15 protein-coding genes are annotated in these 12,931 nt (G+C 70.6%); 5 read left to right on the forward strand and 10 right to left on the reverse strand.

The genetic code is table 11. The features are described 5' to 3' along the window. Window positions 1–12: 12 nt before the first annotated feature. The 3 genes from FHS38_RS10700 to FHS38_RS10710 form a co-directional block, all read right to left on the reverse strand. Window positions 13–1,269 carry a DUF2786 domain-containing protein gene (locus FHS38_RS10700; RefSeq protein WP_229822277.1) on the reverse strand — a complete coding sequence of 419 codons (1,257 nt, stop codon included), beginning with the start codon at window positions 1,267–1,269 and terminating at the stop codon, window positions 13–15. Window positions 1,270–1,339: 70 nt separating this feature from the next. Beyond that, the gene (locus FHS38_RS10705) at window positions 1,340–2,329 is read right to left on the reverse strand and encodes a GNAT family N-acetyltransferase (RefSeq protein WP_184733190.1); all 990 of its coding nucleotides are present in this window, start codon (window positions 2,327–2,329) and stop codon (window positions 1,340–1,342) included. 159 nt (window positions 2,330–2,488) lie between these two features. Next, window positions 2,489–2,839: a winged helix-turn-helix transcriptional regulator gene (locus FHS38_RS10710; RefSeq protein WP_184733192.1), complete on the reverse strand. Its 351-nt coding sequence runs from the start codon at window positions 2,837–2,839 to the stop codon at window positions 2,489–2,491. A gap of 85 nt (window positions 2,840–2,924) precedes the next feature. Between FHS38_RS10710 and FHS38_RS10715 the strand changes: the two genes are divergently transcribed. Then, a complete protein-coding gene (locus FHS38_RS10715) occupies window positions 2,925–3,584 on the forward strand; it encodes an NADPH-dependent F420 reductase (protein WP_229822275.1) in 660 nt (219 codons plus the stop codon). Between the two features lie 87 nt (window positions 3,585–3,671). Here the strand turns inward: FHS38_RS10715 and FHS38_RS10720 are convergent, their stop codons facing one another. After that, window positions 3,672–4,049, reverse strand: a complete 378-nt coding sequence (locus FHS38_RS10720; protein ID WP_184733196.1) for a VOC family protein — start codon at window positions 4,047–4,049, stop codon at window positions 3,672–3,674. A gap of 100 nt (window positions 4,050–4,149) precedes the next feature. Between FHS38_RS10720 and FHS38_RS10725 the strand changes: the two genes are divergently transcribed. Further along, window positions 4,150–4,467 carry an ArsR/SmtB family transcription factor gene (locus FHS38_RS10725; RefSeq protein ID WP_184733199.1) on the forward strand — a complete coding sequence of 106 codons (318 nt, stop codon included), beginning with the start codon at window positions 4,150–4,152 and terminating at the stop codon, window positions 4,465–4,467. Between the two features lie 76 nt (window positions 4,468–4,543). On the opposite strand, the gene FHS38_RS10730 is transcribed toward FHS38_RS10725, so the two are convergent. The 3 genes from FHS38_RS10730 to FHS38_RS10740 form a co-directional block, all read right to left on the reverse strand. Then, window positions 4,544–5,428: a hypothetical protein gene (locus tag FHS38_RS10730; RefSeq protein WP_184733201.1), complete on the reverse strand. Its 885-nt coding sequence runs from the start codon at window positions 5,426–5,428 to the stop codon at window positions 4,544–4,546. Window positions 5,429–5,438: 10 nt separating this feature from the next. Beyond that, window positions 5,439–6,002 carry a papain-like cysteine protease family protein gene (locus tag FHS38_RS10735; RefSeq protein ID WP_184733203.1) on the reverse strand — a complete coding sequence of 188 codons (564 nt, stop codon included), beginning with the start codon at window positions 6,000–6,002 and terminating at the stop codon, window positions 5,439–5,441. A 304-nt stretch (window positions 6,003–6,306) separates the two neighbouring features. Beyond that, entirely contained in the window at window positions 6,307–6,684 is a 378-nt protein-coding gene (locus FHS38_RS10740) for a DUF6415 family natural product biosynthesis protein (protein ID WP_184733205.1), read from the reverse strand. A gap of 170 nt (window positions 6,685–6,854) precedes the next feature. Here FHS38_RS10740 and FHS38_RS10745 point away from each other — a divergent pair, with 170 nt between their 5' ends. Next, a complete protein-coding gene (locus FHS38_RS10745; RefSeq protein WP_184733207.1) occupies window positions 6,855–8,228 on the forward strand; it encodes an NsdA family TPR-like regulatory protein in 1,374 nt (457 codons plus the stop codon). Then, window positions 8,204–9,295 carry an NsdA family TPR-like regulatory protein gene (locus tag FHS38_RS10750; RefSeq protein ID WP_506417197.1) on the forward strand — a complete coding sequence of 364 codons (1,092 nt, stop codon included), beginning with the start codon at window positions 8,204–8,206 and terminating at the stop codon, window positions 9,293–9,295. The genes FHS38_RS10745 and FHS38_RS10750 overlap by 25 nt, the downstream gene beginning before the upstream one ends. A gap of 11 nt (window positions 9,296–9,306) precedes the next feature. Here FHS38_RS10750 and FHS38_RS10755 read toward each other — a convergent pair whose 3' ends face one another. The 3 genes from FHS38_RS10755 to FHS38_RS10765 all read right to left on the reverse strand — a co-directional run bounded on the left by FHS38_RS10755 (window position 9,307) and on the right by FHS38_RS10765 (window position 12,274). Then, window positions 9,307–9,861 carry a Uma2 family endonuclease gene (locus FHS38_RS10755; RefSeq protein WP_184733208.1) on the reverse strand — a complete coding sequence of 185 codons (555 nt, stop codon included), beginning with the start codon at window positions 9,859–9,861 and terminating at the stop codon, window positions 9,307–9,309. Window positions 9,862–9,865: 4 nt separating this feature from the next. Then, window positions 9,866–10,831, reverse strand: coding sequence for a hypothetical protein (locus FHS38_RS10760; RefSeq protein ID WP_184733210.1), 966 nt, complete (start codon window positions 10,829–10,831; stop codon window positions 9,866–9,868). A 174-nt stretch (window positions 10,832–11,005) separates the two neighbouring features. Continuing rightward, on the reverse strand, window positions 11,006–12,274 hold the full coding sequence (locus tag FHS38_RS10765; RefSeq protein WP_184733212.1) for a L,D-transpeptidase: 1,269 nt from the start codon (window positions 12,272–12,274) through the stop codon (window positions 11,006–11,008). Window positions 12,275–12,592: 318 nt separating this feature from the next. Between FHS38_RS10765 and FHS38_RS10770 the strand changes: the two genes are divergently transcribed. Further along, window positions 12,593–12,913, forward strand: a complete 321-nt coding sequence (locus FHS38_RS10770; RefSeq protein ID WP_184733214.1) for an LPXTG cell wall anchor domain-containing protein — start codon at window positions 12,593–12,595, stop codon at window positions 12,911–12,913. Window positions 12,914–12,931 lie beyond the last annotated feature (18 nt).

Below are 12,931 nucleotides of genomic sequence, written 5' to 3' on the forward strand. Positions count from 1 at the left end.
GCCGCCCGCGCGCTACTTCCTGCCCCTCAGCACCGCCGCGTCCGCCGCCTCCTCGCCCCGCGCCCACCCCTCCGCGTCACGTCCCTTGAGGCGGTGTGCCGTCGTCGTCGGGAAGAGCCGTTCGGCGGTCTCCCCGACCGCCACGTCGCGCGCCGCCAGCACGGGCAGCACCTCCCGGTCCTCCTGCTCGGCCTCCGCCGCGACGTCGCGCGCCGCGTCCGACAGCCGGTCGCGGATGCGGGCCGCATAGGCGATGAGGAAGGACTGACGGAAGTCGCGGGTGCGGCGGGAGCGGGCGTGGTGGGCGTCGCCGGCCCGGCGCATGGCGGCGGTGGCCTGCACCAGCAGCGACGTGTACATCAGCTCCACCAGCTCCAGGTCGGCCTCGAAGCCGACGACCGTGGAGAAGTCGTATTCGCTCGACCACACCGCCCGGCAGTGGTTGGCGACGGCGACCGCGTCCAGGAGCAGCGCCTTCGCGGACTCGTACGGCCCCTCGACGCCGATCCGGCAGGCCGTCGGCCCGTCCACCGGCTCCGTGGAGTGGGCGGCGACCAGCGCCTCATCGATGGAGTGCCGCGCCATGAGCTCCTGGGCCTTCGCCGACAGCGCCTCGGCCTCCTCGGCGAACTCCGTCGACTCCGCCTTGGCCAGCAGGGCCCGGATCCGGGCGAGCATCCGGGGCGCGATGGCGCCGGTACGGGCTTCCGCGCGCCCCACGGACCTCGCGTGCGCGGCGCCCGGCAGGGGACCGGCCGCCCCGATCCTCGGCAGGGTGCCGATCAGCCGCAGTGTCCCGAGCGCGCACGCCGTCGTCTCGAAGCGGCTCAGCCGCTCGCGCCCCGCGAAGCCCTCCAGGAAGGTGTCGTCGGCCTCCCACCACACGCGGGCGTCCGCGTCCGCCAGCTGCGCGGCCCAGCGCGCGCCGAGCGTGTCCGGCGCGTACCGCCGCGCCTCGGCCGCGATGGCATCCACGGCGAACCGCACCTCGGCGGGGGTCAGCTCCCGCCGCACGAGCCGCAGGACGTCGGCGGGCTGCCAGCCGTACTCCCAGGCGCGTCGTACGGTCGTCCCGGCGACCCGCAACACGGACCGGCTCACGGCCTCCCAGCCGGCGGGGGCGGCGCTCAGCGCGGAGGCGGCGGCGTACAGCGCGTCGTCGAGGTCGTCCGGTGCCTGGGCGCGCAGGCCGCGCAGGGCCTCCTCCACGGCCTCCCGCAGCCGGGCCTCCTCCGGCAGCTCGCGCTGCCGCTTGTCGCGCTTGGCCACGGGGCTCTCTTCTCTCGGGGTGTACGGGTCTCAGGGCGTACGGGCTGTACACCCCATTTTCCCGTACCGCCTACGAGGACGGCAGGCGCACCTGGTAGATCCCGATCGACCGCTCGGGGCGGTAGCCGAGCAGCTTGTTCACGGCCCGCATCGGGCCGTTGTCGTCGGCGACGGTGGTGGCGATCTCGCGCACCGGCAGACCTTCCTCGGCCAGCAGCTCCAGCATCCGCAGCTTGACCGCCCGCCCGAGCCCGAGCCCCCGGTGGGCGGGGGTCACGGCGGTGTCGTACTGGAGGGCCCGTACGTCGCCGGGGGCGCGCTGCACCAGCTCGGAATAGCCCGCGTGCGTACCGTCGGGGGCGACGGCGACGACCGTGAGCATCACCCCGCCGCGCTCGACGACGGCGCTCTGCGCGGCACGGATCCGGTCGGCGTCCCACTGGAACGGCTTCTCGTCCACGTCACCCATGGGACTGTCGGCCATGGCCCCGTGTGCGACCGCGAACGGCTCGGCGTGCTCGTCGGGCACGACACCGTTCCAGTGCACGAACCGATAGCCGTCGGGGAGTCGTGGCGGCTCGACGGTCTCGTCGTCGACGCGCTGCACGTACATCACGAGCGGCAGCGCGCAGGTGGAGCCGTGCGCGACCGCGAACTGTTCGCCTTCCCCGCCGAGTTCGATCTCCAGGCTCACGGAGGTGCGCTTCTCCTCGGCGAGCACCTCCCGCAACTCGCGCCACAATCTCGCGCCGATCCCGCGCCGCCGCTGGTCCGGCCGTACGACGAGGTGGTCGATCCAGGCCGTCGCCCGGTTCTCCTCGTCGTCGAACAGCCGCAGCGAGGCGACCCCGGCGTATCCGTCGCCGTCCGGCATGGGCACGGCCAGCCGCACGTACCGGCTGCGCGCGGCCGGGACGCGCAGTGCGCCCGCCGTCTCGCCCCGGTCGGGCGCGGGCACGGCGGCGGGCAGGTCGCGCGCGTGCGCGTCGGTGACGACGGCGTGCCACGCGTCGATCTCGGCCTCGGTCGGGCTCGCGGTCAGCCGCAGCAGGTCAGTCATCCTCCGCACGGTACGGGCTGCGGTCTGTGCTGTCGTCGGGTTTTCCGATCAACGGGAGGTTCCGGGCGTCTCTGATCGAACGGGTCAATTCGCCTGGTCGGCCCCGGCCTTGCGTCGACCCTCCCGCGCGGCCACGCCCCCTCCCGGCGCCCGGCGATGTCACCCGCCGTTCCGGTCCTGGGCGGCCATGACCTCATCGCCGTACTCGAAGGCCCAGGCTCCGAACGCGTCGATCGGCCCGAGCAACGTGCGTCCCAATGCGGTGAGTTCGTACTCGACGCGGGGCGGCGCTTCGGCATGGGCGTGCCGTTCCACCAGACCGTTGAACTCCAGTCGCCGCAGCGTCTCGGTCAGGACCTTGGGGCTGATGCCGCCGATGCGCTCGCGAAGTTCGCCGGGGCGCCTGGGACCGTCCCGCAGGACCCAGATCAGCACGGGGTTCCAGGTGTTGGAGAGCAGGTCGAAGGCGAGGCGGGCGCGGCAGTCGGCGAGGTAGGCGTCGGTCGTCACGTACCGAATGGTGCCTGACGGTTTTCCTAGTGTCGCCATGTCGCCCGGGAAGCGGTGGCAACAAGCGAGGAGAGGGGCGGGATCGATGAAGATCGGCGTGCTGGGCACGGGGAACATGGCGGACGCACTGGCCACGCACTGGGTGCGGGCCGGGCATGAGGTGTTCGTCGGAGGCCGGGACGAGCGGAAGGCCCAACGGCTCGCGACGCGCATCGGGGGCGGCGCGGGGCACGGGAGTCTGCACGCGGCGGCGGACTTCGGCGAGGTGGTGCTGGTCGCGCTGCCTTATGGCGCGGGGGCGGACGTCGTCAGGGAGATCCAGGCGACGCTGAGCGGGAAGGTCCTGCTCGACTGTGCCAATCCGGTCGGCCCCGGATTCCGGCTGCTGACGGAAGGCGGCCCCTCGGCGGCGGCCCGCCTTGCCGTGGCGGCACCGGGCGCACGGGTCATCAAGGCGTTCAACCTCTGCCACGAGGACGTGTGGCGAATGACCCCACCGGTCTTCGACGGTCAGCCCCTCATGGTCCCGGTCTGCGGGGACGACGAGGCGGCAGTCGCGTCGGTGTACGAACTGGTGCGGGACGTGGGCTGTGCGCCGGTGGCCGGGGGCGGGTTGGAACGCGCCGGGCTGCTGGAGGCGACCGCGGCGCTGTTCATCGGACTGTGGGTGGAGGAGCAGGCGGACGCGCGGGCGATCGCGCCGCCCTTGGCCTATGCGACAGGCCCGGGGGCCGAGAGCGCGTGAGTCCGCTTTCCTCCCCGTGCCTGATCACCCGCCAGCGCCTGCGCACCCATCGGCCTCCGGCCTAGGCAGCGGCTCGTGGGCGGCCGCTTACCGCACCGATTGCGCTTCGACCTTCGCCGCGTCGAATTGGACGTACTCGATGACCGCTCCACCAGGGTGAAGGACCGTCACGTTCCGTCCGGTGGGCACATCGTTGGGGCCGTCGAGCGTCCGGCCACCCTCGCGCGCGACGACAGCGAAGACTTCCTCGAGGTCGTCGACGATGACGGTGGCCTGCACGTCGCGGAACGGAGCCAGCGCCTCCGGCGTTCCCGCGACCAGCAGGTAAGCACCTATGGACGCCAGCTCGACGCCCTCGTACGCGAAGCGGAGCCCCGGCTCGGCGCCGGTCAGGGCCTCGAAGGTCGGAAGAGCGACGTCCAGGTCGTCGACGTACACGCGGGCGTAGGTAGTGAGCACTGCCATCAGGGCACCCCTTGATCATTTCGATAATCCCGAAATATGGAAATGATCGTAGGCTTGGTCGGCGACGATGCCAAGCCTGGTGGCCCACGGAGAGTGCGGGATGCGATCACTGACCCAACCGGAGAGGGCAGACCTGGATCTGGTCGCCGTGCTGCACGCCCTCAGTGATCCGGTCCGCCTGGAACTGGTGCGCCTGATGGCCTCCGACGGCGAGGTGTCGTGCAGTCCGGAGCACCTCGACATCCCACGTTCCACGCTGTCCAACCACTGGCGCATCCTGCGGGAGGCGGGCCTGACGTGGACTCGCTCAGAGGGCAAGGCGCGCTACATGACCCTGCGCCGCGACGATCTGGAGACGCGTTTCCCCGGCGTACTGGCTGCCATTCTGGCTTGCGCCGCCTCGCCGCTCCGTGGGTGATCCGGCCTGGGGGCGAGGGGTTCGCTCCGCCCCGGCCGGCTGCCGGGGCGGAGCGGGGGGCCGTACGGGGTCGGGTTCAGCCGGTGCTTGGGCGCCGGCTTCGGCGTCGGCGGAGCACGACCGCCCCGCCCACGAGGGCGAGAGCCGCGCCGGAACCGCCAGCAAGGAGCGGGGCGGAGAAGGAGGCGTCTTCCGCCTTGTGCTGGGGGCTGTAGCCGCTGGAGTACCCCTTGGTGTCGTACTCCGAGCCGGGCAACTTGTCGGCGTAGCGGGCCTTGACCAGCTTCTGGTAGTCGCTGAGCGACACCGACGCCTGGCCGCCCAGTCCCTGCCGGGCCTGGTCGTTGAGCGGCTCGACGGTGGTGAGCTTGAGCTGGTACCAGCCGCGGATCTGCGGCTCGGTGAAGACGAGCGTGCCCACGGTGGCCTTGGCGGCGTACGAGGCGTCGCTGTCACCGTCGCGCACGGCCGCCAGGTGCCAGCCGCCGCCCTGGGTGGGGGCGAGCACGACGGTGGCGTTGCGGCCGTTGACGGTGGCGCTCAGCGAGGAGACCAGCTGCGTCAGCTTGATCGCTTCGGTGGGCAGTGGCTGGGAGGTGCCCGCGACGAACCCGGGGGTGATCTCGTTCAGTGCCAACGGGTCCTTGATCGTGAAGGCCGGGAGGCCCTGGCACGGCTCGGCCGTCTCGGGGATCGTCTGCACCGGCCCGCCGACGCCGGTGGGCACCGGAGTGCGCAGGAAGCGGCAGACGGCGTTGCGGACGGCCGGGGACTTCACCGCGTCGAGGGCGGCCTGGTAGTCCGGGATGTCCGCCGGGAGCGGGTCCTTGGCCGGGGCCGCGTGGGCCGGGCCGACGACGGACAGCAGTGCGGATGCGCTCAGTGCGAGGACGATGGACAGGCGGGAGGAGCGAGAGTCCGCCCGCTTGCTGGACGTTCTGGTGCCGCTGGTGTCGCGCATGTCGCCTGCCTTAGCGGGAGATGCCGATGCGGGAGTGTGTCCACTTGGACGAGCTGTTGCTCACGTAGTCGTTGTAGTTCCACCATGTGTACGTGGCGGTGTCCGGCCACGGGTCGGCCACGGCGATCGTGTTGTTCGACGTGTCGAAGCCGTAGACCACGTTCATGTGGCCCCCGCCGGACGTCCACCCGATGCGGGCCCCGATCGGCCGGGCCGCCTTGACGTCGGTGTACACCTGATTGAACGTGGCCGCGCTGTTCAGTCCCGAGCCGGTGTGGGCCAACCCGAGGCTGCCCCAGCCCCTGGCCATGTCGTCGAGCGTGGCGGGCTGGTTGTTGCAGCCGTAGTAGGGCTGGGCCCGGTTGCAGAAGTCCGTCTGCGTGGATCCGTAGCCCTGGAACTTGGCGATGGTCAGCCCGGAGGCGACCCAGCACCACTGGGACTTCTCCTGCTTCAGCATGTTGATGGTGTCCTGACCCGCTTCCGCGTGAGCCGTTCCTCCCGCGGCCGCGAGCAACCCCGAGGCGGCCAGCACGATGGCCGACGCCGAGGTTCCGTACCTGAATCTGCCCATGTTCCTGCCTTCCCATGGTGGGTGCGACGAGACGAGTGGGGCGATCTGGCACGGATATGACAGCGCATCATGTCAAAGTCATATAGGGGTCATGCGGAGATTTAACCCCTACTGATTATTCGTCGGGTAATCGTGCAACTCGGGCAGCGGTCCTGGCTGGGCAGGTTGTCCATGCGCGATCCCGCACGAGGAGTGCCGGCTCGTCTGGCGAACGCGCCCGGGGGGGCCGTCCCTGCCTCTTCCAGCGCCCAGCGGGCGGCCCGGCATGCTCTCGCCGACCGACACGTCGGCCTGAGCCGAGGCCCTACTCGTCCAGGCAGTCGGCCAGGAACCGGCACGTACGCCCGAGGTCCTTCATGTGTACGACCGCCGAGCACAGCCCCGGTCCCCCGTCGTGGTCGAGATCCACCCGCACCCGGTCGATCAGCGCCCGCCATCGATGCCACGGCCCCGTGCCACGGTCGAGGCCATCCGCGATGGCTTGTGCGGCCGGGAGCATGAGCCAGAGGTGGGTGCGCAGGGCCCGGGTGATCTCGTGCACTTCCTCGGCACGGGGAAGTGCCGTCCGTTCCTGGAGGGCGCGGCGGACGGTGGCGCGGATGGTGACGAGGTCGAGGGGGGTGTGGTCGCCGGTCATCATGGTGGTGAGTGGGGGTTCCGGCTGTGAAGTCGGGGGGTTCATGGCGGGGCTCCTCTCAGGGACGCGTTCCACCCAGTCAACGGCGCGAACCGCCACACCACCCCTCTCCGTTGGCGGTCCTGCCGTTTAACGGGTTTACACCCTTCCCCCGTCTCCCCGCCGCGCGCCGCCCGTTGGGAATAGCGTGGGAGTGTCGGATTCAGGGGAGACTCATGGCCAGGACGCCCAACACCCGGCTCCTCGAAGCGATCGACGAGGCGGGAGTGACGTACGCGGCCCTCGCCCGGGCGGTGCGCGGCATCGCCATCGAGGCCGGAGACGCCACCCTGCGGACGAATGCCTCCGGTATCGCCCACTGGGTGGCCGGGACAGCGCCCGATCCGGCGACGGTTCCGTACCTCGTCGAGGCTCTCGCCCGGCGGCTCGGACGTCCGCTCACCCCTGCGGACCTCGGGCTGCGCTCGGGCGATCACGTGCCCGAAGACCTCGGTCTGAGCATCGGGCCCGATCCAGTGGAGACGATCACTCTCATGGGCCGAGCAGACATAGAACGCCGTACGTTCCTGACCCGCGCCGTGTACTCGGCCGCCGCAGCGGCGCTGCCCCTCGGCCTCGGCGCGGAGCACCAGGCGCGTGCCGAGACCGTGCGGGCCGGCGGTGTGGCCGGGCAGGCGGAGATCGACGCGGTACGCGACATGACCGCCGCCTTCACGCAGATCGACGAGCGGTACGGCGGACAGCACGGGCGGGGTGCGGTCCTGCAATACTTGACGACCGACGTCGCCGACTTGTGCCGGGCGACGTTCCGCACCGGTCGGCAGCACGCGGAGATGCTCATCGCTGCCGGCTCCCTCGCGTACCTCGCCGGTTGGAAGGCGTACGACGCGGGAGAACAGGGGCTGGCCCAGCGGTACTACCTCCAGGCATACGCCCTGACCCGCGAGGCCGATGACGAGCCGCACTCCGCGTTCGCGCTGCGGATCCTCGCCCATCACGCCATGGACATCGGCCGACAGGAGCACTCCACGGACCTGGCCGAGGCCGCGCTCGCCCTTGCCGCGGGCCGCGTCGACCCCGGAACCGAGTCCCTGTTCGTCGTCTGTCACGCCCGCGCTCTGGCGAACGCCGGACGGCCCCGGCAGGCCGTCACCGAGGCGGTGCGGGCGCGCACCCTGGCAGACCGGTGCACCGACGGCCTGACGGGCTGGGCCGCCATGTGGGGCTCCGCCGCGGCAACGGTCGACAGCCACACCGCCCGAATCCTCACCCGTCTCGGCGACCACCACGAAGCCGAGCGCTACCACGCCAGTGCGGCCCGCCGATATGCCGGGACAGAGCATCAGCGCATCACGGCCCTGAGTGCAGCGGCAGAAGGCCACGCCCAGTGCGCGCAGGGCCATGTCGAGCAGGCGTGCGCCACCTGGTCACGGGCCCTCGACACCATGACCGGCGTCCGTTCCAGCCGCACCCGCCAGGCCGTCACCGCCATCCGTACGGACCTCAACCGGTTCCGGGGACGGGACGCGCGAGCCGCCCGGGAACTCGATGAACGTGCGCGCACGTGGCTGGCGAGCTGCCCGGCATGACCGGTCTCATCGAGCTGGGGGGCGCCGACATGGACCCCTCACGGCGAGCCGTGCTCGGTGCCGCCGGGCTGTTCTCGGTCGCTCTGACCATCCCGCAGTATCAGGATGTCGTCGGTCGTTTCAAGACGATGAGGCGGAACCCTCGAACCCGAATCGGATACGGCGAAGTGGAAGCCGTGGCGGCGATGACGGAACGGATCAGCGAGATCGACGACATGTTCGGTGGCCGCCACGCCCGCCCCATGGCTGCCGCGTTCCTGGTCAACACGATCGCGCCCTATCTCCAGGCCGAGGCATCGGAAGACGTGCGCAAGGCCATGCTCTCGGCAGCGGCCGACCATCTCTACCTCACCGGCTACATGGCGATGGACGAGCGTGCCGACGGCCTTGCGCAGCGGTATTACGTCAAAGCACTGGAGTTGGCCGGTGCCGCGCAGGACCACCTCACCTACTGCACGACCCTGCGCGGGATGAGCGTCCAGGCCGTCGACCTCGGCCACGGCCCTCTCTCGCTCCGCCTCGCCGACTCCGCGTCCGCCGCATCCCCCGAGGCGGGCCCCCGCATGACGGCCTTCCTGTCCGGACAGCAGGCGCACGCGGCCGCCCAGACCGGTCACCGCGCCACCGCGCTGGCGAAGATCCGGGAAGCCGAGATCGCGATGGAGAAAGCCGAATCCAAGGCGAAGGCGTTCGGCTCGTACGACCCGTCGTCGCTGGCCTACCACGTGGCCCAAGTGCGCTACGCGCTCGGCGACAAGGAGGCCGCCATCGAAGCGCTGGAGGAGTCCGACCGCACCCGCTACTCGATCTACCGGCGCGGGCGCGTACGACACCTCGGCCTGTTGGCCGAGAGGAAACTGGAGATCGGCCGCCTGGACGAGGCATGCGCCGACTGGCACCGGCTACTCGACGACTTCCCCCACGTGCAGTCCGGACGGTGTGACGACCGGTTCCGCGCGATGGCCGCCGCCCTCCGCCCCTACGTGAGGAACGCCCACGCCAAGGAGGTGTACGACCGGGCCAGGGCCATAGCGGCCTCCCCCCGGTCTTCGTCCCGCGAGGCGTGACGAAGGCGCGGTCAGCGCCGAACGAGCCGGGCCGGGTCGAAGTCCACGGGGAAGGGTTGATCGAGGCGGGTGGTCTCGCCCGCCTGGACGAGGCGGTCGGTGTAGGTGCCGCGCTCCAGGTGGCCGAGGTAGAGGCGGGGCGCGGGTTCGAGTTCGAGGCGCCAGTAATGGGGGATGCCCGCAGCGGCGTACAGAGCGGGCTTCATCTTGCGGTCGGTGACCCGGGTCGACGGGGAGGCGATTTCGACGACCACGAGGACGTCATGGGCATCCACGGTCAGACCCGCCTCCGCCGCGGCGTCGGCATCCACCACGACGATATCGGGGATCAGCAGCCCGTCGGGCACGACGACGTTGACGGCTTCCAGGACCTCCACCGGGGCGGCAGCGGCTTCCACGGCCACGTCCAGGAGAGCAGCCAGGCGGCGGCTCGCCCGCTGGTGCGGTACGCCGGGGCTGGGGCTCGTCACCAGCGCGCCTTCGATCAGCTCAATGCGGTGGCGCGGCTCCTCGGGCAGGGCCAGAACGGCCTCCCGGGTCCACGGCCCCGTCACCCGACCCGGCAAGCCCTCACCCCGCCACCCCGCCCCGCAGAACCGCCCGGACCGTCGCCGCGCCCCGCAGCGTGGCCTGGATCGCCCCCGAGACGTCCTGCGCGGCCTCCGCGCGGTCCTGGCGGCAGTGCGGGCACAGGACCTCCCCCGCCACCGGGGTGAACAGGCGCGGCTGCGTGTGCTCGCCCCGGCACTCCCGCATGCCCGCCGCCCTGGGTGCCGCGCGAGCCAAAGGCTCCTGCTCCGCGAACGACGGCACCTCCGGCATCTTGCGCAGCAACCGGTCACGCACCAGCCCCGCCGCCGAGTGCACCCGCTCCGGCAGGCCCGCCGTCAGGTCGTCGCGGAGGTCCCGCAGCGTCGCGCCGCGTAAGAGCCACTCCCCCGCCAGCGGGGCCAGCGCCCGGACGTCCTGGGCCGTCAGCCGTAGGCGGCGCTCCGTGCGGGAGACGGCCGCGAGGGCCTGGGCGCCGCGCTCCACCAGCGGGTCCGGGACCTGGCCCGGCATCACTTCCGCTGGCGCAGAAGGAACTTCCGCAGCGGCCCGGGTGGGAGGGTGGTCGGTCTTCGCCCTCGTGTTGTCTTGGGAACGACCGACGGCCCGGCCCTTCGGCTCACCGGCGGCCGGGACGCCGTCCGTCGGTGGAGCGATGGAGAGGCCGTCCCGGGCGGCCGCCGCCTCCTCAGCCGTCAGGCATACGTTCGACACCATCTGCATCGTCGACCAGCGCCCGCCCTCACCCTGCCGTCGCCACTCGAACATGTAGCCCTCGGCGGCCAGTTGACGCTTCGCCCGAATGAAGGACGTCTTCCCGATGCCCGCCCGTTTCGCCGTCTCCGACAGCGACTGGTCCACACCGTCCGGCAGCGACAACTGCCACGTCAACAGCCGTACGGCGTCCGACGACAGCCGTGGATGGCGAATGATTTCGTTCGGTACCTGGGAGAAGAATCGCGCAGGGGCGATAACATGCCGGAACATTCTCAAGGACCATCTTTCCTTGCGGGTGTAGGCCCCCCTCGCCGGTTGCACCCAGCGTCGGGGGCCGCTTCGTTACCGTACGAAGCCGCCCGATCACCCCGCACCGTAGCGCACGAAAAGGCCCTCCCGGCGGTGTTCCGCCGGGAGGGCCCCTTCTGTGCTACAGGCTCGGGCTCACGCGCCCGTCGCGCTGCCCGCGACCCACGCGTTCCAGTCCATGTTCCAACCGTTGAGGCCGTTGTCCGGAGAGATCGTCTTGTCGTTCGAGCCCTTGACCTCGACGACGTCACCGATCTGCGAGTTCTCGAAGAACCAGGCACCCGACGTCGACGGGTCGTCGGCGCCCTGCTTGTCCGCGAGACCGATGCAGCCGTGGCTGGTGTTCACCGAGCCGAAGATGCCGCTGCCCCAGTAGTTGCCGTGGATGAACGTGCCCGACGTGGACAGGCGCATCGCGTGCGGCACGTCCTTGATGTCGTACTCGCCCTTGCCGTCGCCCTTGGTGAAGCCGACGGTCGAGCCGTCCATCCGGGTCTCCTTGAACTTCTCGGAGATCACCATCTTGCCGTTGTACGTCGGGTTGTCGGGGCTGCCCGCGGAGATCGGGATGGTCTTGATGGTCTTGCCGTCGCGGACCACCGTCATCTGGTGGGACTTGACGTCGACCGTGGCGACCTGGGCGTGACCGATCTTGAAATTGACCGTCTTCTTCTGGACGCCCTTGATGCCCGGCGCGCCCTCCACCCCGTCGAGGTCCAGCTTCAGGGTGACGTCGGAGTTGGCCTTCCAGTACTCCTGCGGGCGGAAGTCGATCCGCTGGTCACCGAACCAGTGACCGACGACCTTCTGGCCGCTGCTGGAGTTGACCGTGATGGCGGACTGGACGGCCTTGCGGTCCTTGATCGGCTTGTCGAAGTTGATCGACACGGGCATGCCGGCGCCGACGGTCGAGCCGTCCTCCGGCGTGAAGGAGCCGATGAAGCTGTTGGTCGGCGAGACGGTGGAGAAGGAGGAGTGCTCCGTCGCCTTGCGGCCCTCGGAGTCCTTGGCCTCGGCGACGACCTTGTACTTGGTCGAACGCTCGAGCTGCTTCGCCGGCTTCCACGACTTCTTGTCCGGCGATATTGAACCCTCGACCGGGGTGCCCTTTTCGGTCGTCATCTTGACGCTCGTGAGCTCGCCGTCACTGACGGTGACCTGGGTCGCATCGCTGGCGATGCCGGCGTTGGTGGTCCCGCCCTTCGGCGTGATCTTGATCTGCGCCTTGGACGCGTCCTTGGCGGCAGCGGCGTCGACCTGGTTCTGCGACTTGCCGGAGCCGCCGCTCTTGGCCTCGTCGTCGCCTCCGCCGCACGCGGCGAGAGTCAGTACACCGCCGAGCACGGCGGCCGCGGCCACCAGGCTCTTGCGGCGCTTGCCGTACGTCATCACACGCTTCTCCATTGCTCCTGGACCCCGAAATCCCGAGCCGAATCGTGGGGCAACACGTATCCCGGCTACTGCTTAAGGAACGCCTGCACCGTTTCGTCCGTTCCACACCTCGGGAAAGTGTGGGCAAGACCACGCGGAACCACGCCAGTAAAGACCCTCCGGACTCCAACGAGGAAACCGGTGAGGCCGATCCGGACAGTGACCACGCGGACAGGTCGGTGGGGGCCACGACTTCCCCCGGATCCATCTGTATCACTAACATCGGGTCAGTCGGGATTCACACAAGATCCACGACCCCCAACTCTTCGTCACTTCAAGGGGGATCATCCCGTGACCGCACGCCGACCGCTGCTGACCGCCGTCGCCGCCGGTTCGCTGCTGTGTGCGGTGTGGTTCGTACCGACCGCCAATGCGACGGCAGAACGTTCCACCCACGCTTCCGCGGCCGCACAGGACCGCGCCGCGTCGGCGCCCCGGCAGTCCGCCGGATCACCCGCCTCCGGCGCCGTCGCCGGTAGCGGGCAGCTCGCCCTCGCGAATACGGGCGGCTTCGACACCACCCCGTACGTCATCGGCGGTATCGCCTTCGTCGGTGCGGGTGGCGCCCTGGTCACCGTCGCCGTGCGCAGGTCGCGCCAGGCGGTTCGGTAGCTTCGTTCGACACCTCCA

Origin of the sequence: Streptomyces netropsis (assembly GCF_014203545.1) — a bacterium.
In the GTDB taxonomy this organism is placed as follows: Bacteria; Actinomycetota; Actinomycetes; order Streptomycetales; family Streptomycetaceae; genus Streptomyces; species Streptomyces netropsis.